Here is a 24,237-nt window from a genome sequence, read left to right on the forward strand (position 1 = left end):
CGTAATCATTTCTCGTCTGTTTGTGTAACGAGAGTAGTGAAACGAAAATATTGATTTAAAAATATAGGGAGGTATGTATTCATGGCAGCAGCAGGTTATGGTGTAGGTGCAGGCGTAGGCTTCACAAGCACAGGTGCGATTCTGGTTCTGTTTATTCTTTTGGTCATCATCAGCCGTACGGTAGCGTTCGGCCTTTAATATAAGGATTTGTCTCTATCGACAGTTAAAAAAACAGTAGGAGGTATGCAAACATGGCAGCAGCAGGTTATGGTNGATTCTGGTTCTGTTTATTCTTTTGGTCATCATCAGCCGTACGGTAGCGTTCGGCCTTTAATATAAGGATTTGTCTCTATCGACAGTTAAAAAAACAGTAGGAGGTATGCAAACATGGCAGCAGCAGGTTATGGTGTAGGTGCAGGTTTTACGAACACAGGTACAATTCTCGTATTGTTCATTCTCTTAGTCATCATCAGCCGCACTGTATTGTTTGGCTACTAAAATCAGGCGTAAACGAAATGCCGTGGCGAAAGCCGCGGCATTTTTGTTCGCAAAAGCATTGCTCGATAAATCATACAGCTCAGGACTGGGTCGCACCATGAGATGAAAAAAGTAAACAAAAATCGTAAAAAAATGCAATGAGTTTCTTTTATCTAATGAAACGGCACTAAAATCTTACAAGAAACGGTGAATAAATTACATGTATGGTAAAAAGAAAGCGCTTTATAATGAAATGACTCTCGATTTGCATTCATCTTAGAACCGCCCGCTGTACGAGAGACTGAAGGGGGGATCAAGGATTTCAGATGCAAGTCCGATAAGCGGCACGGCACAAATTCAGTAAGGAGGCGGACCATGAGAAAGCTGGTAGTCAAAAGTGTGTTAACGGCCATGCTCGCGGCATCCTTTTCATCCGTCGCACATGCCGACAATCCGGTCATCCGCGACGTGTTTACGGCGGACCCGGCGGCGCTGGTGCACCGGGACAGGGTGTACCTTTATACGGGACATGACGAGGCATCGCCAAACGGCAATTTTTTTGTCATGAAGGATTGGCTTATTTTTTCCTCGGAAGATATGGTTCAGTGGACGAAGGAAGGCAGCTTGAGTGTTACAGAAACCTTTTCGTGGGCGCAGCCGAATTCGGCTTGGGCCAGCCAGGTGGCGGAACGGGATGGAAAGTTTTATTGGTATGTAACGGCTTTGAATAAGGACGGCTCCGGGTATGCCATCGGTGTCGCCGTATCCGACCATCCGACGCAAGGGTTTACGGATGCCCTTGGCAAACCGCTGATCAGCAGCGAAATGACGAGGGCGCCGGAATCCATGGGCTCCGTCCCGTGGGATGACATCGATCCATCCGTTTTCATCGACGATGACGGGCAGGCGTACTTGTATTGGGGCAATACGATTTGCCGCTACGCCAAGCTGAAGGACAATATGACGGAGCTGGACGGAGACATTCATACGATTACGATCAACAATATGCCGACGACGTTTACGGAAGCGCCATGGGTACATAAGCATAACGGCCATTATTATTTATCTTTTGCACAAGGGTACCCGGAGCAACTCGCCTACGCGATGAGCGACAGCCCGGAAGGGCCTTGGGAGTATAAGGGAGTGCTGCTCGATCCGTTAGCTGCTGACGCAAATGATACAGCGGCAAGCAACACAAGCCACCAATCGATCATTGATTTTAAAGGACGTTCTTATTTTATTTATCATACCAGTGCGCTGCCCACCGGAGGACAGTATCGCCGTTCGGTCTCCATGGAGCAGCTGTTCTATAATCCGGACGGCACGATTCGTAAGTTAGCGCCGACATCGACCGGGATCGATGGAGTAAGCCACAGGCTGCAAGCCTATGGCAGCCAAGACCGCTACATCCGTCACTATAACGGCGATGTACGGGTTGATCCGGCCGAAGGATTTCGCAGCGATTCGCGCTGGCAGCTTGTTCCCGGACTTGCAGAATCGGGCGAGGGAATCGTTTCGTTTCAGGCGATGGATCGACCGGGATATTATTTGCTGAGCCGGGGCAGTGATGTGGTGCTTGCGAAGCATGACGGAACGGAGGCATTTAAAAATTATGCTACGTTCCGCTCCGTCGCAGGACTTGCCGATTCGAGCTGGGCATCGTATCGAGCGTACAGCAATCCGGATGCTTATCTTATCTCAAAGGACTTTGCGCTGAGCCTAGGAGCGGCGGGAACCGATGCGGACAAGCAAAATGCCACCTTCCGCCCGTTACAGGCCGACGCAGAGGGGGTTGCCTTGGATCTGGACAGCGTGTCGCTGCAAACGGGTGCCGATACGACGCTGACTGCTTCCGTTATTCCTTTGAGCGCCGTCAACCGTGATGTGACATTTACGGTCAGCAATCCGCAGGTAGCCGCTTTGTCCACGCCTGTTTACGATGCTGCATCCGGTACCGTTTCGGTAACGGTTACAGGAAAGGCGGAGGGAACGGCCGAAATTATCGGCTGGACGGCAGAAGGGCAGTTTACCGATGCCGCAGTGGTTACCGTAGTAAATGCAAGCACGGACCCTGGAGCGATTCAGGGTGTGTCTGCCGGGATTCATAACGGTACACGGGAGGTCACCCTTGCGGGAACCCTTCACTCCGACGGGCAGCAGGAGGTCGCCGTTCGTGTAACGGCGCCGAACGGTGAAGTCGATTATGTGGATCAGGTGACGGCCGGAGCTGAAGGTGAGTTTTCTTTGCGTTTTCGCTTACAGCATTCGCAGCCGGGTTCCTATATGGTGCAGTTGGGAGCGGCGGATGTAGAGGAGCCCGTGCAAACAAGCTTTATTTACCGTCCGGCGGACAATGACGATGACGATGACAACGATGATGGCGGAAATGGTGGAGGAAGCTCCGGCGGGACGAGCGGCCCGGGCGGAGGCGGCTCTGGAACAGCAGCTCCGTCCCCGGCTCCATCACAGACTCCAGCTGCTCCATCTGCACCGCAGCCGTCCCCGGCTCAGCATGACTCTCCCAAGCCCGAAGCATTCAGCGATATTGGAAAGGACTTTGCGTGGGCTTCGGAAGCCATTCAAGCACTTGCTGCAGAAGGCTTCATCAAGGGATCGCCGGATGGAACCTTTAACCCGGCAGGAGAGATTACAAGAGCGGATTTCGTCGTGCTGCTCGTTCGCTTACTCGGCTTGAAGTCAGACTCCCCGGGAAGCTTCACTGACGTTCCGAAGGATGCTTATTACTATGAAGCTGTTGGAACCTTGAAGGCGCTTGGCATTACAAATGGAATTGGAGAAGGCAGGTTTGATCCTTCCGGCAAAATTACGAGACAGGATTTGATGGTGCTGCTTGCCCGGGCACTGACGGTCACGGATAAAATGCAGCTTGATGTGGGCTCCTCGCAAGCGCTCCAGTCCTTTACCGATGCGAATCAGGTCGCGGACTATGCGGCTGATAGCGTTTCTGCATTCGTGGAGCATGGCTTGGTCCAAGGCAGCGGCGAAGAAATTCAGCCGAGGTCTTCGGCGACGAGAGCGGAAACGGCCGTCCTGCTGCACCGTATTTGGCTCAAGCTGCAGGCCGGAAATTAAGGGGGGAATGGTATGCGAAATGTACGAAAGCTAGCATCGTTAGCCGTATCGATTACGCTGGTATCGAGCTTGGCGGCAGGGACCTATGCAGCCAATCCGGCGGAAGGAGAAGGGGAAGCCTTGAACAGCATGGCGGCTGTCGGCTCTGAAAGCGGAGCCGCAGGCCCGTCTTCGTCGGCTTCGGTAGGGGGCGGCATCGTTTCGAGCAGTTCACCAGAGACTGCGGAAGCGGGCCAGCTTCCCGCAGGAAATATCCTTTCCGCCAGCGGCGAAGGCAGCGCCGTGAAAGCGGAGCGGGAGGCTGCCCGGCTGCAGCCGGTTTACGTATCGACGGCGGCAGGGACCGCGCCGGAGCTGCCGTCCGTTGTGACGGCCGTATACGACGGCGGCTCCTCCGAGTCGATTCCAGTAAGCTGGGAGCCTGTTGCTCCGGAACAATACGCCGTGCCAGGGGCAAGCTTTACCGTGCAGGGCAGTGTTTACGGAACCGATTCGAAGGCATCGGCATCCGTTTATGTGACCTCGGAGCTTAAGGAACGCTTGGTCACTTGGTATCCGCTCGACTCACTTGACGGCACAAGGGTGCCCGAGGTGTCGGGCCGGGGCAGCGCGGCAGCAGCAATGAACGGCGCTTCGGTAATCGAGGTCAGCTCCAAGAAGGCTGTCGATCTCGACCATACGAAGGACCAGTACATCCAGCTGCCGACGGGAGTTATGAGCGAATTGGACGATTTTACGCTAACGACGTGGGTCTATTTGGATTCCAAAACCGGAGACTGGGCGCGTATCTTTGATTTCGGCACTGGGGTAAGCGCAGGTAAAATGTTTATGACCCAAAACCTTTACTTCGATATGACCGGAAGAATCGCCGACCCCAGCCCGAACGTTCCGGGGTTCGGCGAATGGACGCATGTGGCCATTACGAAATCAGGTAACGAGTTCACCATCTACAAAAATGGCCTGAAAGCAGCGACGGGAACGTCGAGCAAGAAGCCGTCTGATTATGGAGCAACCCAGTATAACTACATCGGCAAATCGAACTGGACGGCGGACCCGTATCTCGACGGTAAAATCCGCGATTTCCGCTTGTACGATAGGGGGCTGACGTCTGCAGAAGTGCAGTCCGTCTTGAACGAATCCGTGTCGGACGAAGAGGTGGTGGCCGCAGCGAAGGCAGCGCTGGAGCTTGGCGACACGTCCCGCGTGGTTGCCGATCTGGAGCTGCCTGTGGCCGGCGCTAACGGGGTCGCCATCTCGTGGCATTCCGATCGTCCGGAATTCCTTTCCGACGCCGGGAAGGTGACGCGTCCTTCGAAGGAGCAGCCTGACGCTGCCGTGCAGCTGACGGCGACGCTGTCCCGCAATGGACATTCGGAAAGCAAAACGTTCCCGGTAACCGTACTGGCCGACAGCATTGTATCGATCGACGAGGTACAGGCGCTTACCATGATCAATTTCCCGCCGAAATTGCCGAAGCAGGTGAGTGTGCGCCATTATGACGGGCGTACGGAGATGGCAGACGTAACATGGGCTGCTATTCCGGAGGAGCAGCTATCGCAAACGGGTGTAGTGGAAGCACGCGGGACGCTGCGGGATACGTCGATACAGGCCGTCGCCAAGGTAACGGTGAGCGAGCTGGTCAGCGTCGATGAGGTGAAGGTGACGACGAGCGCAGGAGAGGCGCCGCAGCTGCCTTCCACGGTGACAGCCCATTACGCGAACGGTGAAACCGCCGAGCTGCCGGTAACATGGGGCAGCCTTGCGAAAGAAGCGTATTCCCAAGCGGGCACTGTTGAAATTACGGGTCAAGCCGCGGCATACCAGTACGAAAATCCGCTGATTGAACAGCGGGCGGACCCGCATATTTACAAGCATACGGACGGCTATTATTATTTCACCGCCTCGGTACCGGAGTACGACCGAATCATTTTACGTAGAGCAAAGACGATCCAAGGCCTCGCGCAGGCAGAAGAGATCGTGATCTGGAACAAGCACGCCTCGGGGGAAATGTCGAAGCATATTTGGGCGCCGGAAATCCATTTTATAGATGGAAAATGGTACATCTACTTTGCGGCAGGGAAAGAGGAGGACATTTGGGCGATTCGTCCTTATGTACTGGAATGCGCCGACGCAAATCCGCTGACCGGAACATGGGTGGAGAAAGGCATCATGCAAAAGCCGGAATCCAACAAGGTGTCCTTCACCGACTTTTCGCTGGACGCGACGACCTTCGAGCATAACGGAACCCGTTACCTCGTGTGGGCGCAAAAGCTGAACGGCATTTCCAATTTGTATTTGGCGGAAATGGAAAACGCATGGACGATCAAGGGGGATCAGGTGCTGCTTGCCACGCCGGACTACTCCTGGGAGCGGATCGGCTTCTGGGTAAACGAGGGGGCGAGCGTGCTGAAGCGAAACGGGAAAATCTTTATTTCCTTCTCGGCCAGCGCGACGGATTCCAACTATGCCATGGGCCTGTTGACCGCTTCGGATACAAGCGATTTGCTGGATCCGAAGTCTTGGGTGAAATCGCCGCTGCCGCTTATGGCCAGCGACGTCGAGGCCAGCCAGTACGGGCCGGGACATAACTCGTTCACCGTGGCGGAAGACGGCATAACGGATATTCTTGTGTACCACGCGCGCTCCTACAAAAATATCGTCGGCGATCCGCTGTACGATCCGAACCGCCATACCCGCGTACAGCGCATCACGTGGAATAAGGATGGCACGCCGAATTTCGGCCGTCCGGAGCCGAACGGGCTGACGGCGGGACCGGCGGTTCCGGTGAAGGCAGTAATTACGGTGCTGGGCGATACGAAGTATGCCGTGGAGACGAGCTTTAACCTGACGGAGCTTAAAGCGAATGAAAAGCTTGAGGCGAAGGTGGGCGTTACGAACCGTAAAGGACCGGAGGGGCCTGTCACTGCAGTGCTGGCGCTCTACGATAAGAGCAATACGCTGGTTCAGCTGCAAAGCGCCTCGAAGAACGCAGAGCAGGGGGCAGCAATCGAGCTGGATGTAGCGATGCAGCTTCCTGGCGATGTGGAGGGTTACCGGGCGAAGGTTTTCGTCTGGGAGGGAAGCGATGTGCAATCCTCTGCGCTGAAGCCTGCTTCCAAGCCATTCGTACTGGAATAAGTCACGAATTCACAAAAATAAAACTCCGTGTCCTGTCCGTAACTCCATACGGCGGGAGCGGAGTTTTTATTTTCCAGCGGTTTCCACTAGAATAGATCGTAAGGTTTGCACCATTTACAGGCCAATAATCGTATTTGATGTAAATCCAATGGAAGGGGCTGCATGAACGATGGGACGACATATCATTTTGGGTGAAACGGATCTAACACTACAGTTGACGGGAATGACTGCTTTTTTCGCGCTGACGAGGAAAGTAACGATTCCATACATGAAGATCCAAAGTGTGTTTGTAGAAGAGTTTGAAGTTCCGAAATGGATGCTGCGAATGCCCGGAACCTCCATATCCTTCCTTAACATTTATGAAGGAAGCTTCAAGTATGCAAATGAATGGTATTTCCTATCGTTTCATAAAAAAATGCCCTTGCTCCAATTGGAGCTGAATGGGCATGAGAAATACCGTTATGTCATTGTTCAACTAGACGATCCGACAAGCATGGCAGCAGAAATCCGCAGAAGGGTACGGGGCGCGCTATAAACGATCTGAGAAAAGCTTCACTCCCCGATACGGGAAAACAAATCGACATTATCCTTCGTAACGACATGCGTGTACGTTTCGGTAAACGCAGGAGCCGGTTTGCCTTCGGCTAGAAGGAGCAGGCTTTCGATAATCCAGCGCCCCCAGTTTTGTTCATTACGTGACAGCACGGCGGTAAACTGCCCATTGCGAATCGCTTCCTTACTGTCGGGCATCATGCCGAAAGCGGCGGCATCGCGGTTCAGCCCCATCGCCTTCCAGACAAGAATCGCTGCCGAGCTGGAGACCACATCCAGCGTGACCAGCGCGTCAAAATGCGGATGTTCATCAATCATCTGCTCTAGATCGGCAAGGGCATGTTCGCCGCTGCCGTTATTTCGCCGGACATCAAGCACCTGAATGTCCGTATTTTCCACTAAATATTCGAGCATCCCCTCAAGCCTGCTGCGATGCGCAGGCGATTCCTCTAATCCTGCCTGCACCAAAATCATGCCTCGCCCCTTAAGCAGCCGATCGACGACCTCTCCCATCCGGGCACCGGCGGCTTCATCGTCTGTACCGATAAACGCTTTGCGCAGGCTTCCGGGTGAATCGGCCTCGAAGCAGACGACCGGAATCCCGGCCTTTGCTGCGCGGTCAATCACGGGCCTAAGGGCGACCGGGTCGATGGGGGCGATCGCGATTCCGTCAACCTTTTGCTTAATCATCGTTTCCATCATACGGATTTGCTGCTCCAAGCTGATTTCATCAGGGGCTTTGACAAGCAGCCTCACTGATAACGGCCCGGCGGCTTGCTCGGCAAGGCTGGTTATCATCTCGTAAAAAGGATGGGCCATCGGGTAGATGATGCCAAAGGTGTATGCTGGCGATTGCTCCTCCAGCGGCTCTTTATTCGGCAACGGTGCGGATTCGCCGGCAGCAGACCAGCAGCCCGAGAGCATCAGCAAGGCCAATGCAGCGGTGAAGAGCCCGGTTAATTTGCTCTGCGATCTATTCATTTCCGGCTTCAAGCGGCTTCCCCTCCGGAGCAGCCGGCTCCTGAAAAGAAGATGCGGTCTGCCCTTTTTTGCGAAACTCCTTGGTTGTCATTCCGGTCACCCGCTTAAATAAATTCGAAAAATAATGAGCGTCGTTATACCCGACCTGATAGGCGATCTCATACGACTTCGCATGCGTCGTGTGAAGCAGCTCCATCGCTTTACGGATGCGCGTCTGGGTTACATATTCGATAAAGGTTTGCCCCGTTTCCTGGCTGAATACTTTGCTGAGATGTCCGGGGCTCAGACTAACATGCTCGGCGGCATCCTGCAGCGACAAATGCTCCTTGTCGTAATGCAGCTGAATATATTCCTTCACACGGATCAGGATATCGCCGTACTTATCCAGCGCACCGCTGCGCCACTGCCAATATTGTGCGGCAAGCCGATTGAGGTAGGCGCAGGCTTCGTTCCACGAACGAACCTTGACAATGAGCTGCTGCAGCGAAGCAAGCGTTTCGTCCAAGGAATCGAGGCTTCGGTACGTGTCTTTCGCCGAACGGAACAACTCCAGAGTGAGGTCGTTTAAAATATAATAGCCGATTGGCGAAGCTTCCCAATCGACGCTCCTCAAGCCATCCGCAAACTTTCGGATAAAGGAATCCGCATCGGCGGGAGAGCCGATTTTGAGAAACTCGATAAACCTGGCGCGATCGAGAAAAAGTGATGGATCGAGCGCACCGCTGGTCGACTCCCATAAGGCGGAGCGATTTAGCTTCGTCAGCTTGCGCCAATGCATATCTTCCTGCGCTTCCAGGAAAGAGATATGGATGCCCTGCAGGCGATCCTGGATGGTTCCGACGCCGACCGTTACTTGCGATGGGACGGGCGTCGATTGTAACGCCTGGAACATCTGGAGCACCTTCTGCAGATTTTCAAGGGAGTCCCCTTTGAAAATCCATACGGTTTCCGTCCGGCTGCGCCGAAAGACAAAGAAATCGCCTGTGTCGTCTTCTTCTTGGAGGAGCGCTGGCGGCAGGGGAGAAGCCGAGCCGTCCGCCGCTTCACAACGCATATCAGCAGCAGCGACCACATAATATTTTGCGGTGACCGGGAGGGAAAGCTGGGAGCTGAGCCGGATCGCCTCCGCTGCGGTAATAAAGCCGCTGCATAAATCGTTAAGCAGCTTCTCCTTCGAAAGCGCTCTTTGCTCCGTTTCCATCAGCGCCAGCTTTTCCATACGCTCCTGCTCCTCGCGCTCCTTATCGATTTTTGCGGAGACGTTGTGCAGCAAGCGAACGATGTCAGACGCGCTTACCGGTTTAAGGCAGTAGTCAACCACACCGAGCTGTAAAGCTGCTTTGGCATATTCAAACTCCCCGTGGCCGCTTAAAATGATGACCTTTGCCTGAGGCATCCGCTTTTGCAGGATCGCACAAAGCTCCAGTCCGTCCATAAACGGCATTTTGATATCCGTGATAATGATGTCGGGCTTTTGCTCTTCAATGAGCGGGAGCGCCATTTCTCCGTCCGAAGCGTCTCCGCAAAGCAGGAAGCCCTCCTTTTCCCATTGAATGCAGTCGCGAATCGTTTCCCGCACCAGTATTTCATCATCGACTAAAAATACTTTTTTCACCAGAGCTTTCCTCCTCTCGTCGGGATGCGGATCGTAACCGTCGTTCCCTGCTGCAGCGTGCTTTCGATATGGACGCCGTACCACTCACCATAGAAAAGCCGGATGCGCTGCTGCACATTATGCAGGCCAAAGCCGCCGGAGACCTCCTTCCCGGTTTCCTCCGGAAGCTCTCCCTTCTCCAAGTCGGCGCGGAGCCGCTCAAGCACCTCTTGCGGGATGCCGATCCCGTTATCCTCCACGGTCAGCACGAACGTTTGGCTTGATTCAGGCTTGCCGCCGATTCGGATAAGTCCTTTGCCGCGCTTATTTTTAATGCCGTGGTAAATCGCGTTTTCGACAATCGGCTGCAGCGTCATTTTCAGCATCGGGCAGCCGTACAGCGAAGCGTCAACGTTAATTTCGTAATCGAGAATATCGCGGTAACGAAGCTGTTGAATAACAAGGTAGCTGTGGACATGCTCAAGCTCTTTTTCCAGCGTGATCCAATCGCGCCCCTTGCTTAAGCTGATGCGGAACAGCCGGGAAAGCGATTTGACCAGCTCAATGACCCGGTCGTTTTTGCCGGCCTCAGCCATCCACACGATCGAATCGAGCGTGTTATATAGGAAGTGCGGGTTAATTTGCGCCTGCAGCGCGCGCAGCTCGGATTTCTTCTTCTCCTCCTGCTCCTTGATGCTTTGCTCGAGCAAGGTTTTGATTTTATCAATCATAAGGTTAAAGCTCCTGCCAAGGTCAGCGATTTCATCCTGGCCGGCCGGAATCACCTTACTTTCTAAATAACCGGAAGCAGCGAGCTGCATTTTGTTTTTGAGCGATTGAACCGGTCTTGTGAGACGTTTCGAAATATAAAAGTGGAGCGAGACGGCAAAGACGATGCTCAGCGTGACGCTGATAATAATGAGCTGGCGGATGGCGTTCGCCTCCTGCACGATTTCCTGCAGCGGCACCTGGCCGATGATGCTCCAGCCGGTCGTCTTGGATGAAGCGGCGAACACAAATTTCGGCTTCCCCTCTGTCCGATCGATAAAATGATACCCGGGCTGTTCCAGCAAGTCATCCATCCGATCCGGGTCAAAGAACGGCTGCTTCGCAGACAGGAAGGAGGGAGTGAAAATCGCCGTTCCGAACGGATCGACGACATGAAAGAAGCCGGTCTCCCCAATCTTGACCGTATCGCAAAAGCGTTTGACAACGCTGTTATCTACATCAATGACGATAAAGCCAATCACTTCGTGCGTGCTCCGCTGCTTGACCGCAGCCATTATTGAAATAATGCCTTGCTCGCCGTAGTCGAAGCCGTCGAGCCGATCCAGCGGCGAGGCTTCGGCGGGCGAGATGTTCAGCACCGCATCGGGATGCTTGACAAGCTCCTCGAAATGCGGGTTGCGCAGCGGATTGCGCGCGAGCTGAAACACCCCTTTGCGCTCGCTGATGCCTCTCCCATATAAGTTAATCATCGTTATATTGAGAACGCTTTCGTATTTGTACGTTTGACGATAGGAGGAAATCGTCCGCAAAATCTCCTTGGCATCGTCATAAGCGTCATTTTGCGAAAATAAAAAATGCAGTACATGCGGGTTTTTTCCAAGCTCCAGCAATTTACTTGTATCGGTGAACAAATTGTCAATGTCGTGGGCCAGCTGCTCCGCCGTCAGCATCGTGGAGGATTTGCTGTTGTCGAATACGGTGTTGTACGACTTCTGGTAGGAGATGAGGCCGACAGCGATTAAAGGCACGCAGGTAAGAATGACGAACATCGTCATCAGCTTGGCGCGAAGACTGGACGAAACCCATCCGATCAGCTTCATGGTGTGGCCGACCTTTCCAATAAAATAGGGCATACCTAGCTTTTACTATAGCAAATCCAAGAAAATTCATCTATGAAAACGCAATCTTTATCAAAAAACTGCAATAATCGGATAAAAAAACAACAAAAGCAGAGCTTGGATGCTGTGAAATGCTTAAAATATTGCAACGAACGATCATGAAACTCCGTATCCCCGCCAATTGTAAGCGTTTTATAATCGGGGTACGCCAACAGAATTGGTGAACGTAATGGGAGGAATGAGGGCATGAAAGCAACTAAAAAAATGGGGTTTGCAGTAGCCGCTTCACTGATGATGTTATTTTCGGCGGCCTGCGGCGGTAACACAACGAACACTCCGGCACCGGAGCAAGGAGCGGGGGAGAAGCCGGCAGCGGCCGCTCCAGCTCCGGCGTCCAAGGACAAAAAAATTACACTAGGCTTTTCGCAGGTTGGTGCAGAAAGCGGATGGCGTACTGCGAACACGAAGTCGATTCAGGATTCTGCGAAGGAAGCCGGCTTCGAGCTGAAATTCTCGGACGCGCAGCAAAAGCAGGAAAACCAAATTAAAGCGATCCGCTCCTTTATTCAGCAAAAGGTCGACGTGATCGCATTTTCCCCGGTTGTTGAATCGGGCTGGGACACGGTATTAAAGGAAGCGAAGGACGCGAAAATCCCGGTTATTTTAACGGACCGCGCTGTTGATTCCAAAGATACGTCCTTGTACGTGACGTTCATTGGTTCCGACTTCGTGGAAGAAGGACGCCGCGCAGGTAAATGGCTGGTTGAGAAGTTTAAGGATGAAAAGGGCGATGTTAACATTGTCGAGCTTCAAGGCACAACAGGCTCTGCTCCGGCCAATGACCGCAAGGCAGGCTTTGACGAAATGATTAAAGCGCAGCCGAACTTGAAGGTAATCGCATCGCAAACCGGCGACTTTACACGTGCCAAGGGCAAGGAAGTTATGCAGGCGTTCCTGAAAGCGCACAAGGATATTGACGTATTGTACGCGCACAACGACGACATGGCGCTCGGCGCGATCCAAGCGATTGAAGCGGCAGGCCTGAAGCCGGGTCAAGACATTATCATTATTTCTGTTGATGGTGTGAAGGACGGGATGACCGCGGCAGCGGAAGGCAAAATCAACTTCATCGTCGAGTGCAACCCGCTGCTTGGACCGCAGCTGATGGAAGCTGTGAAGAACGTTGTGGAAGGCAAGCAAGTCGACAAGCGCATCGTAACGAAGGAAGGCACATTTACTTCTGAAGAAGCGAAGAAGGCGCTGCCGAGCCGTCAGTACTAAAGCAAACGCGTAAAGAAGTCGGGAGAAGCCGCTTCAGCAGGGTTCCTTGCCGGAGCGGCGCTTTCCTTTAGAAGGAGAGGAGAACGAATGAGAGAAAAACAGCCCATACTACAAATGTCGGGTATTTATAAAGAATTCCCCGGGGTAAAAGCATTGTCGGGCGTCAACTTCCGGCTGTTTCCCGGCGAAGTCCATGCGCTTATGGGAGAAAACGGCGCAGGCAAGTCCACGTTAATTAAAGTGCTGACCGGAGTTTATTCCATCGATCAAGGCACGGTTGAGCTGGATCAGCGGAAGATTACCGTGCACAGTCCTCTGGAAGCGCAGCAGGCCGGAATCAGCACGGTGTATCAGGAGGTCAATCTTTGTCCGAATTTGACGGTGGCGGAAAATATTTATATTGGCCGTGAGCCGCGGCGTTTCGGACGAATTTTGTGGAAGGAAATGAACCGCGGGGCGGAGCATTTGCTGCGGGAGCGTTTGAATTTGGACATCGACGTGACCCAGCCGCTGCAGTACTATTCGGTAGCGGTACAGCAGCTGATTGCGATTGCCCGCGCATTGAACATCTCGGCCAAGGTGCTGATTTTGGATGAGCCGACGTCCAGCTTGGACCAGGGCGAGGTACGCCAGCTCTTCACGATTATGAACAAGCTGAAGAATGAGGGCTTGGCCATCTTATTCGTGACGCACTTTTTGGACCAGGTGTATGAAATTTCAGATCGAATAACCATTCTCCGCAGCGGGGAATTTGTCGGGGAGTATTTGGCTTCAGAGCTTTCCCGGATAGATTTGGTTTCGAAAATGATCGGCAAGGAGCTGCATTTGCTGGAGGAAATGCCGAAGGGAACAGATGCGGATGCTTTGAAGGCAGGCGGTGAAAAGGTGCTGAATGCCGCTGGTCTTGGACGCAGGGGTGCGATTGAGCCGTTTGATCTCGATATCCGCGAGGGGGAGATTGTCGGGCTGGCCGGGCTGCTGGGTTCCGGACGGACCGAAATGGCGCGGCTCGTCTTCGGCGCCGACCGAGCCGATCAAGGCAAGCTCAGCTTCGCCGGCATCAACGGGGTCGTGCAATCCCCGCGTCAGGCGATCGACAACGGTATTGCCTTCTGCTCGGAAAACCGCAAAACCGAAGGCATTATTGACGATCTGTCGATCCGCGAAAATATGATTTTGGCGCTGCAGGCTACGCAGGGCTGGTTTAAGACGATTTCCCGCAAGCGTCAGGATGAAATCGCCGAGGAATATATTAAGGCTTTGAACATTAATCCGCCGAACCCGGACCAGCTGATCCGCAATTTAAGCGGCGGAAATCAGCAGAAGGTGCTGTTGGCGCGCTGGCTGCTAACCGAGCCGCGCCTGCTGATCCTCGATGAGCCAACTCGCGGTATCGACATCGGGGCGAAGGCGGAAATCCAGAAGCTCGTTCTGACCTTGGCTCAGAAAGGGATGTCCGTGCTGTTCATCTCCTCGGAGCTGGAGGAAGTGCTGCGGGTCAGCAACCGGATTGCGGTGCTGCGCGACCGCCACAAGGTGAAGGAAATGTCCGGTGAGGAAATGAGCCAGCAAAATGTGATGCAGGCGATTGCGGGGGGATGAGAACATGGTAAAGCATCATTTGTTTTGGCCGTTAATGGTGTTGGCCGCGCTGCTGCTGTTTAATTTGATTTACTCGCCGGGCTTTCTTTCGATCCGGCTGCAGGATGGGCATTTGTACGGCAGCTTAATTGATATTTTAAATTTTGGTTCGCCGTTAATTTTAGTTTCGATCGGGATGACGCTGGTCATTGCGACCAAGGGAATCGACCTGTCGGTCGGCTCGGTGGTGGCGATTGCCGGAGCGGTAGCGTGCATGACGCTGAGCAAAAGCGGCGATGAAAATGCGCTCGGCGTTGTATTGCTCGGTGTGGCGATCTCACTCGCGCTTGCACTTGTGCTGGGCTTCTGGAACGGGCTGCTCGTATCCGGCGCCGGCATTCAGCCGATTATCGCGACGCTGATCCTCATGGTTGCGGGCAGAGGCATCGCCCAGCTCATTACAGGCGGGCAGATCATCACCGTTTCCAGCGAGAAGTACAATTATATCGGCGCCGGATTTTTGGCGACGCTGCCGTTCTCGATCTTTATCGTCGCGGCTGTGTTTTTGGCCGCTTCACTGCTCACGCGCAAGACGGCGCTGGGCCTGTTTATCGAATCGGTCGGCTGCAATCCGACGGCAAGCCGCTTGGCAGGCATACGTTCGCGCACAGTGCTGATCGCCGTGTACGTGTTCTGCGGACTGTGTGCTGGCATCGCGGGACTAATCCTCAGCTCGAACGTATCGAGCGCGGACGGCAATAACGCCGGCTTATGGTACGAGCTGGACGCGATTTTGGCCGTTGTCATCGGGGGCACCTCGCTGAATGGCGGACGATTTTACTTGAGCGGCACGCTGGTCGGAGCTCTTATTATTCAAACGCTCACGACGACGATCTACATGATCGGGGTACCGTCGGAAATAACGCTTGTCGTGAAGGCATTCGTCGTGCTCGTCGTCTGCTTAATTCAATCCGAAGCGTTTCGCAAGGCGCTGGTACGCCGCTGGAAAACGCGGAATTATCCTGCTGAACGCGAGGTGACGCGCCATGCTTAAGAGACAATACTTTCCGATCCTAGTCACCGTCGGACTGTTCGCTCTGATGTTTGCGGCGGGCTCGTTCCGCTATACTGGCTTCTTTTCGCTTCAGGTGCTGCTGAACCTGATGATTGATAACTCCTTCCTGCTCATCGCAACGGTGGGGATGACCTTCGTAATATTGAGCGGCGGGATCGATCTATCGGTTGGGTCCGTGATCGCCATGACGACGATGATCTCGGCGAGTCTTCTGCAAGCCGGCTGGTCACCGGCGGTTGTGATCCCGCTGGTGCTGGCGATTGGCGCATTGTTCGGCTGGGGCATGGGGGCCATCATCCATTACTTTAAGATTCAGCCGTTCATTGTGACGTTAGCGGGCATGTTTCTTGCCCGGGGTCTATGCTACATCATCAGCATCAATACGATTACGATCGATAATCCGTTCTACACGAGCGTTGCACAAACGAAAATTATGCTGCCTGGCGGCAATTTCATTTCCGTCAGCGTCATCATTGCGCTGCTCGTCATCGCTTTCGGCATTTACCTCGCCCATTACACCCGGTTCGGGCGCAATATTTACGCCGTCGGGGGCAGCGAGCAGTCGGCGGTCCTGATGGGGCTGCCGATCGCAATGACCAAAATGTCGGTGTACGCCTTCAGCGGCTTATGCTCGGCGCTCGCCGGGGTCGTATTCACCTTCTACATGCTGTCCGGGTACGGTCTGCATGCGCTCGGCATGGAGTTGGACGCGATTGCGGCTGTCGTCATCGGCGGTACGCTGCTGACGGGCGGAGTCGGTTATATCGCGGGTACGTTCTTCGGCGTCATGATCCAAGGGGTCATTCAGACGATTATCAGCTTCGAAGGAACGCTAAGCTCCTGGTGGACGAAAATTGTAATCGGCCTGCTGCTGTTTGTGTTTATTTTGCTGCAGCGGGTGTTAAGCGAACGCAGCTTGGCGCAGAAGCATTAAGCTGCCGCAGAGAGGGAAGGGGTGTTCAAGTGGAGCAAGCTTCGTGCCGCCCACTGAACAGGCTCCTTCCTTTTTTATGTGGGCTATCCCGGAAAGGCAGCGGTTCATGTATAATGTAATGAAAGTGCTATCATTACCAAATGATGAGGTGCAGCTGTGGAAAGAAGTGTTGTGTATGTAATTCCAATACGGTCCATCCTCTATAAACTAGGCCTGCCGTTTTTTGGCCTGCTGCTCATGCTATTCTTGGTAACCGGCTGCGAGCAGGGAGAAGCGGGAACCGGTGTGCAGACAGGGGGACAAGTAGGGACTCCCCAAATGGAGAAAGCGGCTCCGGCTGTTGACGGCCGTTTCACTGCCGATGAGGGGGAGAGTCCCGAGTCTCGCCGCATTGTGCTAGGCTTTTCCCAGCTTGGCTCAGAAAGCGACTGGCGCAGGGCGAATTCGCTTTCGATTCAGGAAGCGGCGGCCGAAGCGGATATTGAGCTCCTTTTCGAAAATGCCGAACAGTCGCAGGAAAAGCAGTTCGAAGCGATTCGGTCGTTTATTCGCCATAAAGTAGACGTCATCGCCATCGCCCCTGTTGTTCAATCCGGGTGGGAGCCGATTTTGCTGGAAATTCAGCAGGCGGGCATTCCCGTGCTGATCATGGATCGGATGGTCGAAATCGGCGATCCGTCGTTATACGTGACCTTTATCGGCTCTGACTTTGAGGAGGAGGGGCGGAAGGCGGGCAAGTATGTGCTGGATAAGCTTCGTAATGTGCCGGGTCCGGTTGCGGTTGCAGAGCTGCGGGGAACCGAGGGCTCCACACCCTCGATTGGCCGGGGGTTAGGATTCCGCGAGGAAGTGAAGGCACGGGAGGATTTGCACATTGTTCTAAGCGAGCAGGCGAACTTTACTTATGAGGAAGGAAAAGCTGCGATGAAGTCGTTTTTGGAGCAAAAGGGCCGTGAGATCCGGGTACTGTTTGCTCATAATGACGATATGGCGTTAGGAGCGATTGAAGCGATTGAAAATTTCGGACTGCGACCCGGGAAAGACATATACATTGTGTCGGTGGACGGAACACGTAAAGCGTTCGAAAAAATGGTCGAGGGGAAAATTAACAGTGTTGTGGAGTGCAATCCACTGCTTGGCCCCATCTTGATGCAGGCGGTTAAAGAGTTAATGGCTGGCCGGACGCTGCCAAAGCGTATTGTTACTCCGGAGAGTGTGTATACGGAGGTTACTGCGGAGCGGGAGGTAGCGAACCGGAAATATTAATTTGGGTCTTCAGCATTGCTGGAGGCTCTTTTTTCATGAAAAATGAACTTTAGCGATGTGCGGGTCGTTCTTATATATAAATGCGCAAGGAGATGGAGGTGAGCCTTTGACGGAAAGGGAGTTGTTTGACAGCTATAAATCAGATATTTACCGCTTTTGTTATTACTATTTGCGAAATACGGAGGATGCGGAGGACGCCTGTCAGGACACGTTTATGAAGGCATTCCGGCAGGAATGGCGGGGAATCGCCAATGTAAAAGCATGGCTTCTGCGCATCGCGTTAAACACCTGCCGCGATCTCGGAAAACGAAGGACGCTTCGGATGATGAAGGAACGCTTATTTTTTACAGCAAGCCTGGAGCAGCAAGCCTACGTATCTTCGCCTGTACCGGGTGAGCAGCAGGAAAGCGCAGAGGAGCTGCGAGGGCTGCTGCAGCAGCTGCCTGAGAAGCTGCGAGTGACGCTGACGCTGAAATATGTGCAGGACTTAACCAATGAAGAAATTGCCGGCGTGCTGCGGATTCCGACGGGTACGGTAAAATCGCGGCTTCACGCCGGACTGGCTCGTTTGAAAACGATTTTACAGCAGGACAGGGAAGGAGCGGGAGAACGTGGACGCAGATCAGCATGTCAAGCGATTGACGGAGCAGGCCTCCATCAAGGAGCCGGATTTCGAGGCAATGTGGGAACGGATGAACCGAGGGCGTGAAAGCAGGCCGAAGAAATGGGTTCCTGCCGTGCTCGCCGCGAGCTGTATCGCTATCGGGGCGGTACCGGTGATCGCAGCAGAGACGCTCAATTGGAATTGGTTCCTAGGGATAAACTCCAGTATCGTCACCAATGCCTTTAAAGCTGGGCTGGGGCAGCAGGTAATGAAGGTAGCGGGTAATGAGACGGTAGAGGTGACCCTTATGAATATGGTAACGGACGCCGGTCAAACCACGATAAATTATACGCTGACGCCACTATATTCGGGCTCATACGATCAGGCAATGGTCGATGATGTAAGGGTCATGGATGCTGCCGGGGATTTGCTGGGCGTAGGCGGAGCGAAGTGGCATCAAGGAATTAAAAAGCTGGTCGGGTCCGTCACCTTTGCGACGAAACAAGGGTTAGTGACGGAAGGGGAGCACCACTCCATCTCAGGGGAATTGACTTTTTCTTTAGGCAAGCTCACCCTGCTGAAAGAAGAGCAAATTATACTGCCCGTTGATGTGTTACATATGCTGGAAAGCGGCGAGACCCTTCATTTGCAGGATGTGGGACCTTCCATCCCCACAATGGAAAACTTTTATTTGGAACGTGAAGGGGAAATCATCACCGTACATTATCGTCTTGCTCGTAAGGAATTAGAGGAAAATCAATCACAGCTGGCGCCGAAGATTGAACTGCTGACAGGAGAAGACAACGCCTTGTCGTTGGGAGGAATGCTGTTTCCGTCAACGGGTACGCTTCAAGAGGATGGCGGAAATCGGTATAGGGGACGATTTCTCGTCCCAAGGGAGCAATCGCTTCAGGCTGCAAAGCTGGCTGTTCGTTATATGGAGGTTGTTCAGGAGGTTCCTGCCGGTACGTCCGTTGCTTTTGATATAGGCACACTGCCATTTCCTGAATCGGTAGACCATGGCTGGACACAATCTATATCGGGAACGGTAGCTCAAGATCGCTATGCGCTGCATCTTGAGGAGTTAATTGTGTCGCCGCTCTCCATGCGTTTGACCGCAACCGCTGAGAAGCTGCCGACTCATGAGGCTTCAACCCATTACACCAAGGTATGGCTTGAACTCGGAGGGGTTCGGCTGAAGGGTTATCCCGAGTATTCCAATCATATTCCAACAGGTTACCGGTTTGAGCTGCCGCGTGAATTTGCGGGGCTGTTCACGGACCTTACGGGCAATCAGCTTCGATTGAAGTGGGAGGAACCCGTCAATACGTATCGCGCAGGTTCCAGAGATCAGCTTCGCATCAGCAGAGTGGGAGAAGAAAAGAAGGAAACCGTATGGCAGGTTGCCGGGTACCCTCTACGGGTGAAGTATTGGAAGGAAGGTTCCGATTTGTATATTCAGACCTGGAGTGAGGACCCTGCATTCGTCGGCATTACGCAAACATTATTTGTCCGGGACACCGAACTCATTTTTCCGAAGCGTGACGAATACGAAAGTGAAAGCTTGGAGGATGGGGGAATGGTTGAACGATTTGTCGGAGCGGCCAATGGGGACGAAACGAATCTCGTGCTTCAGCCTTATGCTTACAAGCTGCTCGAGCCCGCGAAATCGGTCGAGTTGGAACTGGAAAAAGCTCCATGAGCCGGACAACACATCAAAAACCCCCGCACCGGTGAATCCGGGAGCGGGGGTTCCTGTAGGAGGAGCCTACCCGGTGTATCTTATTACATGACAGGAAGATTCGTTTGGGCCACGTTCATTGGCCGATATGCACTCATAAACGTGTTCATGGTAGTATCTTTGAGTGTCGGAACCTGATACATTCCACGTTGGTTGGCGTATTGGAACGCTTCGTATGCCATATCCGCAGAGGCATTGGCAGCGGTTTGCATCATGTGACGTAATTGCGGATGAGCCATTTCCATGGTCGCTTTCATTTTTAACGCAGCCGTTTGTTTATGGCAATTGACGAGGCATGTAGCTACATCTTCATCTGTTATATCATTAACCGTTTCGGCAGGCGAGACAGGCTGAGGATTGCGAAGTCCATACTTTGGCTGGAAACCTGCATCGGATTGATTCATCATTAATGCGCCACGACGTGAAGGAATTGCTTGAATAGCTCCGTGATGATTCGCCAAACCTACCATCTGGTTATATTCAATCATTAACGAGTTGAGATGGCGGTCTGTCATAGCTTGTAGTTCTCGATCATGAGCGTGGGGACGGTACAATTTCAACGTGTTAATGCCATGAATGGCATCGCTTAGAACTTCATGTAATTCAAGTACTTCATGCGCGCCCAGTTGCATGTTCAAGTGAATAACCTCCGTGTAATTTTTATTTTGTTACAATAACATTTTTTCCCTTTGATTGAATATTATTCAAATCCATAAATTCCATCCAATGATTTGAGATTCAGCAAAAAATGGTTAGAGCTAGCTTGTTTATTAATACTAGCTCTGGAACACATAGGTCAGGGAAATTTTTATTCCACGTTGTAACGATGTAGAGAGGAAAGAGAGGATGAATAAGCGGTTATCGAGTATGAATTGGCGATAGGCAAGGTCAGGGCAAAAGAAGACTATCAATTTATGCCCCAGTAAGAGGGATATCAAAACCCCCGCACCGATGAATCCGGAGCGGGGGTTCCTTTTTACCACTTGAACATTTGAATTTTTTGCTGGAGCTCAATGGCTAGTCCGTTCAAGGTCTCCGACGTTTTCGAAATATGCTCGATAATACGAAGCTGCTCCTCGTACTGGAGGACGGCACTGTCGATATGCTCCGAGCTTTCCGCCGCGATCGCTGACATGTCGCTGATAGACGCGGTAATTTCCTCTGCACCCGCCGACATTTGCTGGGAAACAGCCGATACCTCCTGGATGTTGCCGTCTACTTCGGCTGCGGCACCCTCCATCACTTTTAATGACTGGGCTATATGATGAACTTGGTCGACGCTGGCCGCAATTTCTTCGGCGTTTTTTTGCATATCGTTGACGGTTCGGCCTGTGTAATTTTGAATTTCAGCAATCATTTCCGTAATTTTACTAGAAAATTCTTTAGACTGAACGGCAAGCTGACGAATTTCGTTGGCGATCACGGAGAAGCCTTTTCCATGCTCGCCGGAACGGGCCGCCTCAATCGATGCGTTCAGCGACAAAATGTTCGTTTGATTCGAAATGTTCGTAATGAATGTAGCGAAGGCGCCGATTTCCTTGGCCATATCGTCCAGTTTTTGGACGGATTCGGTGGTCGAGAAGGTCGTATCGCGCACCACGTTCATTTGTCCGGTTATGCTTCCGAGATTACCGCTGCTTTTGAGCACCTGCAGTACTAAGCCTTGGGTCGCTTCAGCGATTGAGGAAGAGGATTCGGCGACACGCTGAATGCCTACAGCCATTTCTTCCATGGCCGTTGCCCCTTCTCTGGCCCCCTGAGCCTGCCGCTTTGCTCCTTCGTTCATGGTTTGGATCGTCATATGGAAGGCCCCGGCTGCTGTGCCTGTCTGTTGAGCGGCCTTGGAAAGTGTTCCCGAGGATTGGGATACCTCCATCGACATTCCATTTATAGAACGAACCATGTCCCGCATGACGGCAAGGAGCCGGTTCAGCTCATGGGAAAGAGTCGCGATCTCGTCCTTGCCGGTATCGTCAAACTGCTGAGTAAGATCAACCGTTCCTGACGCAAAAATGGTCTGTGTAGAAGCGGTGAGCTTGGCAAGTCTTCTCTGCACAAGTACACGGGTAAGAATCAGCAGCAGCGCCATGACCGCTAGGAACATTAGTGAGAATTGATACAGGAGCTGCTTGCGCTCATGGGCGATTAGGTTGTCCGCATTTTCCTTCGACATGGCAACTCGGATGGCTCCCCAATGCTTCCCGTTAAAAATAAGCGGATACGAGATATCCCACATCATGACGGTTTTGCCCTCGATAATTCGCGGATACATTTGGACGAGAGCTTCCTTCGTCTCTTTATAGCTGGCCGCAAGATAACCGGTTTTGTCATTAAATACCCGGTTTGCGCGGTATTTTTGACTGAGCAGCCCCTCCGTCTTCCATTTATCCTTGGATGCCTCGCCGGTCGGACTAAAAACGGTATTGTGTGTCGGAATGTAGCCGGCTGCCTTCGGGTTGCTGGAATAGAAGGTTGGAATAGCGAATACGACAGTTTCGTTCTGGACAAAGCTGTCAATAATGCCCTGCCATCTGTAATCGGTATAGGCATCAAAAGCGCTCGTATATTTAAGTTCATACTGCCACATCGGAATTTCTGTTCCGTCATGCAGAACTTGCTTTGCTTGTGCATAAGCGGGATCGTCCTTAATCCTAGCTTGGGCAATTTGCTCGCTTTCGGGGATCACGGTAAGCTTGTCGTCGAACAGTATCGTTTGCAGATCCGAGCCCGTAATCTGTTGATCGGATAGGCTAACCCCATTCTTCATGTCCTGTTCGGTTACGCTTTGAATCGTTCTAGATATCGCTTTTGCGAGACTGGTGCCTTCGCTTCGGAATTGTTCCTCAATCGGTCCGCTGATGGCTTGATACCGGTAGGCGAACAGGGCTGAAAACAGGAGAAGTAAAACAATTCCCGTGATCAACAAGAACTTACCTGTAAGCGTATTCATGTTATTCATGTTGAAGACCCCCTAAAGTAAAAGCATAAGTGTATGTTTTAGTTGTAAGTGCTTACATAATTAGGTGGAAGGGAAGGGTGCTGCGGATTAATTTAGTCCTATTATCTCTTATGAAGTGATCTTTGTCACGACTTATTTCGACAATGTTATGTTATCATTTAGTTTTACTTCCGTGAAAAAAGGCCAAGTTCGGTTTCCCGTCTTGACCTTGACCTTAGCAGCTGTAAAGCATGGAAACTACAAACGGTCGGCGGTTGCATGAGTGAGATCGGAGGTATTCACGACCGAACGAAAGCCCAGCTGTTCCTCGGCATTTGTTGTGTCCCATGGCTTGTCCGGATTGCTTGAAACACCATAGAAGGTGCCAAACCGCAGGTTGCTTTCGATCGCAGCTTGAAATAGATGAACAACATCCTCGCGGGTTAACAACGTATGCATTAATCGTTCATCCTCACGCAGCGCTTTTTCTTGATCTGGCGGCACACTGCCGATACGCAGATTCATGACTGAGACGCCGTGCTGCTGGGAAATGATCCGCCCCACATTTTCCGAAGCCAGCTTTAATGTGCCGTACATTCCTTTTGAATAAGGATAATCCGTGACCCGAATCGGACGTCCGAGCTTGGATCGGCCATTTTCCTCATAAATGTCGGTGACATGGTTGCTGCTGGCGAATACTACTTTAGGAATGCCCCGTTCAGCAGCCGTATGCAGAATATAGCAGGATGCTTTGAAATAAACATCGATCATTTCGTCTAATTGTTCGATACGGTCGCTCGTTTCGATTTTTAATAAGTTCACGATTACATCCGTATCCGCAGGTAACCGCTCGGACAGCTGCTGCAGATTGGAGGCGTCTGTCTTGATAAAAGGAGCTTCTGATTTTGGCTCTTGTAAATCTAACACCGTAATCCGGTAGGAGTTTTTCAGGCCATGATATAAAATGGTGCCGATTGTGCCTGAGCCTCCGATCAGTACAATGTGCTTCATGTTGTTTTCCTCCAAACGTGGAAAATGATGCAGAATATTATGTGCCGAGAGCATCGATCATATACAAAGCAAACAAAAGCACAGCCCGGGTGGACAATGTCATTAAGTTAAGGCGATGGGCCAA

18 protein-coding genes are annotated in these 24,237 nt (G+C 52.4%); 12 read left to right on the top strand and 6 right to left on the bottom strand.

The window, feature by feature from the left end; genetic code table 11:
- The first annotated feature begins 81 nt into the window (after positions 1 to 81).
- From GQS10_RS21890 to GQS10_RS21910, 5 genes are all read left to right on the top strand, one after another.
- Positions 82 to 198, top strand: a complete 117-nt coding sequence (locus GQS10_RS21890; RefSeq protein ID WP_166246267.1) for a sporulation protein YjcZ — start codon at positions 82 to 84, stop codon at positions 196 to 198.
- A gap of 189 nt (positions 199 to 387) precedes the next feature.
- On the top strand, positions 388 to 498 hold the full coding sequence (locus GQS10_RS21895) for a sporulation protein YjcZ (protein ID WP_166246269.1): 111 nt from the start codon (positions 388 to 390) through the stop codon (positions 496 to 498).
- 354 nt (positions 499 to 852) lie between these two features.
- A complete protein-coding gene (locus GQS10_RS21900; protein WP_166246271.1) occupies positions 853 to 3,570 on the top strand; it encodes a family 43 glycosylhydrolase in 2,718 nt (905 codons plus the stop codon).
- 12 nt (positions 3,571 to 3,582) lie between these two features.
- The gene (locus tag GQS10_RS23750) at positions 3,583 to 6,708 is read left to right on the top strand and encodes a family 43 glycosylhydrolase (protein ID WP_166246273.1); all 3,126 of its coding nucleotides are present in this window, start codon (positions 3,583 to 3,585) and stop codon (positions 6,706 to 6,708) included.
- A 169-nt stretch (positions 6,709 to 6,877) separates the two neighbouring features.
- Entirely contained in the window at positions 6,878 to 7,243 is a 366-nt protein-coding gene (locus GQS10_RS21910) for a hypothetical protein (RefSeq protein ID WP_166246275.1), read from the top strand.
- Positions 7,244 to 7,260: 17 nt separating this feature from the next.
- On the opposite strand, the gene GQS10_RS21915 is transcribed toward GQS10_RS21910, so the two are convergent.
- From GQS10_RS21915 to GQS10_RS21925, 3 genes are read right to left on the bottom strand one after another with little or no spacing between them, the layout of a single operon-like run.
- Complete coding sequence (locus tag GQS10_RS21915; protein ID WP_166246278.1) at positions 7,261 to 8,253, bottom strand: sugar ABC transporter substrate-binding protein; 993 nt, start codon at positions 8,251 to 8,253, stop codon at positions 7,261 to 7,263.
- Positions 8,234 to 9,856: a response regulator gene (locus tag GQS10_RS21920; protein WP_166246280.1), complete on the bottom strand. Its 1,623-nt coding sequence runs from the start codon at positions 9,854 to 9,856 to the stop codon at positions 8,234 to 8,236. The genes GQS10_RS21915 and GQS10_RS21920 overlap by 20 nt, the downstream gene beginning before the upstream one ends.
- A complete protein-coding gene (locus GQS10_RS21925) occupies positions 9,853 to 11,664 on the bottom strand; it encodes a cache domain-containing sensor histidine kinase (protein WP_166246282.1) in 1,812 nt (603 codons plus the stop codon). Before GQS10_RS21925 ends, GQS10_RS21920 begins: the two co-directional genes overlap by 4 nt.
- A 264-nt stretch (positions 11,665 to 11,928) precedes the next feature.
- On the opposite strand from GQS10_RS21925, the gene GQS10_RS21930 reads away from it, so the two are divergent.
- The 7 genes from GQS10_RS21930 to GQS10_RS21960 all read left to right on the top strand — a co-directional run bounded on the left by GQS10_RS21930 (position 11,929) and on the right by GQS10_RS21960 (position 20,125).
- Entirely contained in the window at positions 11,929 to 12,963 is a 1,035-nt protein-coding gene (locus tag GQS10_RS21930; protein ID WP_166246284.1) for an ABC transporter substrate-binding protein, read from the top strand.
- A gap of 87 nt (positions 12,964 to 13,050) precedes the next feature.
- Positions 13,051 to 14,565 carry a sugar ABC transporter ATP-binding protein gene (locus GQS10_RS21935; RefSeq protein WP_166246286.1) on the top strand — a complete coding sequence of 505 codons (1,515 nt, stop codon included), beginning with the start codon at positions 13,051 to 13,053 and terminating at the stop codon, positions 14,563 to 14,565.
- A gap of 4 nt (positions 14,566 to 14,569) precedes the next feature.
- Positions 14,570 to 15,598: an ABC transporter permease gene (locus GQS10_RS21940; RefSeq protein ID WP_166246288.1), complete on the top strand. Its 1,029-nt coding sequence runs from the start codon at positions 14,570 to 14,572 to the stop codon at positions 15,596 to 15,598.
- Entirely contained in the window at positions 15,591 to 16,553 is a 963-nt protein-coding gene (gene yjfF / locus GQS10_RS21945) for a galactofuranose ABC transporter, permease protein YjfF (RefSeq protein ID WP_166246290.1), read from the top strand. The genes GQS10_RS21940 and yjfF overlap by 8 nt, the downstream gene beginning before the upstream one ends.
- Before the next feature lie 156 nt (positions 16,554 to 16,709).
- Positions 16,710 to 17,819 carry an ABC transporter substrate-binding protein gene (locus GQS10_RS21950; RefSeq protein WP_341805117.1) on the top strand — a complete coding sequence of 370 codons (1,110 nt, stop codon included), beginning with the start codon at positions 16,710 to 16,712 and terminating at the stop codon, positions 17,817 to 17,819.
- A gap of 106 nt (positions 17,820 to 17,925) precedes the next feature.
- On the top strand, positions 17,926 to 18,528 hold the full coding sequence (locus GQS10_RS21955; protein ID WP_166246292.1) for an RNA polymerase sigma factor: 603 nt from the start codon (positions 17,926 to 17,928) through the stop codon (positions 18,526 to 18,528).
- On the top strand, positions 18,431 to 20,125 hold the full coding sequence (locus GQS10_RS21960; protein ID WP_166246294.1) for a DUF4179 domain-containing protein: 1,695 nt from the start codon (positions 18,431 to 18,433) through the stop codon (positions 20,123 to 20,125). Before GQS10_RS21955 ends, GQS10_RS21960 begins: the two co-directional genes overlap by 98 nt.
- Before the next feature lie 83 nt (positions 20,126 to 20,208).
- On the opposite strand, the gene GQS10_RS21965 is transcribed toward GQS10_RS21960, so the two are convergent.
- The 3 genes from GQS10_RS21965 to GQS10_RS21975 all read right to left on the bottom strand — a co-directional run bounded on the left by GQS10_RS21965 (position 20,209) and on the right by GQS10_RS21975 (position 24,113).
- Complete coding sequence (locus GQS10_RS21965) at positions 20,209 to 20,796, bottom strand: spore coat protein (RefSeq protein ID WP_166246302.1); 588 nt, start codon at positions 20,794 to 20,796, stop codon at positions 20,209 to 20,211.
- A 344-nt stretch (positions 20,797 to 21,140) separates the two neighbouring features.
- The gene (locus GQS10_RS21970; RefSeq protein ID WP_166246296.1) at positions 21,141 to 23,123 is read right to left on the bottom strand and encodes a methyl-accepting chemotaxis protein; all 1,983 of its coding nucleotides are present in this window, start codon (positions 23,121 to 23,123) and stop codon (positions 21,141 to 21,143) included.
- Positions 23,124 to 23,360: 237 nt separating this feature from the next.
- Positions 23,361 to 24,113: an NAD-dependent epimerase/dehydratase family protein gene (locus tag GQS10_RS21975; RefSeq protein WP_166246298.1), complete on the bottom strand. Its 753-nt coding sequence runs from the start codon at positions 24,111 to 24,113 to the stop codon at positions 23,361 to 23,363.
- Between the last annotated feature and the right edge of the window lie 124 nt (positions 24,114 to 24,237).

The organism is Paenibacillus turpanensis, from assembly GCF_011421635.1.
GTDB classification, from domain to species: Bacteria; Bacillota; Bacilli; order Paenibacillales; family YIM-B00363; genus Paenibacillus_AK; species Paenibacillus_AK turpanensis.

What these genes read in the sequence shown, in the direction of transcription:
- GQS10_RS21890 (WP_166246267.1), top strand. Translation starts at nt 82, where the DNA reads ATGGCAGCAGCAGGTTATGGTGTAGGTGCAGGCGTAGGCTTCACAAGC.
- GQS10_RS23750 (WP_166246273.1), top strand. Translation starts at nt 3,583, where the DNA reads ATGCGAAATGTACGAAAGCTAGCATCGTTAGCCGTATCGATTACGCTG.
- GQS10_RS21940 (WP_166246288.1), top strand. Translation starts at nt 14,570, where the DNA reads ATGGTAAAGCATCATTTGTTTTGGCCGTTAATGGTGTTGGCCGCGCTG.
- GQS10_RS21895 (WP_166246269.1), top strand. Translation starts at nt 388, where the DNA reads ATGGCAGCAGCAGGTTATGGTGTAGGTGCAGGTTTTACGAACACAGGT.
- GQS10_RS21910 (WP_166246275.1), top strand. Translation starts at nt 6,878, where the DNA reads ATGGGACGACATATCATTTTGGGTGAAACGGATCTAACACTACAGTTG.
- GQS10_RS21930 (WP_166246284.1), top strand. Translation starts at nt 11,929, where the DNA reads ATGAAAGCAACTAAAAAAATGGGGTTTGCAGTAGCCGCTTCACTGATG.
- GQS10_RS21970 (WP_166246296.1), bottom strand. Translation starts at nt 23,123, where the DNA reads ATGAATAACATGAATACGCTTACAGGTAAGTTCTTGTTGATCACGGGA.
- yjfF (WP_166246290.1), top strand. Translation starts at nt 15,591, where the DNA reads ATGCTTAAGAGACAATACTTTCCGATCCTAGTCACCGTCGGACTGTTC.
- GQS10_RS21965 (WP_166246302.1), bottom strand. Translation starts at nt 20,796, where the DNA reads ATGCAACTGGGCGCGCATGAAGTACTTGAATTACATGAAGTTCTAAGC.
- GQS10_RS21900 (WP_166246271.1), top strand. Translation starts at nt 853, where the DNA reads ATGAGAAAGCTGGTAGTCAAAAGTGTGTTAACGGCCATGCTCGCGGCA.
- GQS10_RS21975 (WP_166246298.1), bottom strand. Translation starts at nt 24,113, where the DNA reads ATGAAGCACATTGTACTGATCGGAGGCTCAGGCACAATCGGCACCATT.
- GQS10_RS21935 (WP_166246286.1), top strand. Translation starts at nt 13,051, where the DNA reads ATGAGAGAAAAACAGCCCATACTACAAATGTCGGGTATTTATAAAGAA.
- GQS10_RS21925 (WP_166246282.1), bottom strand. Translation starts at nt 11,664, where the DNA reads ATGAAGCTGATCGGATGGGTTTCGTCCAGTCTTCGCGCCAAGCTGATG.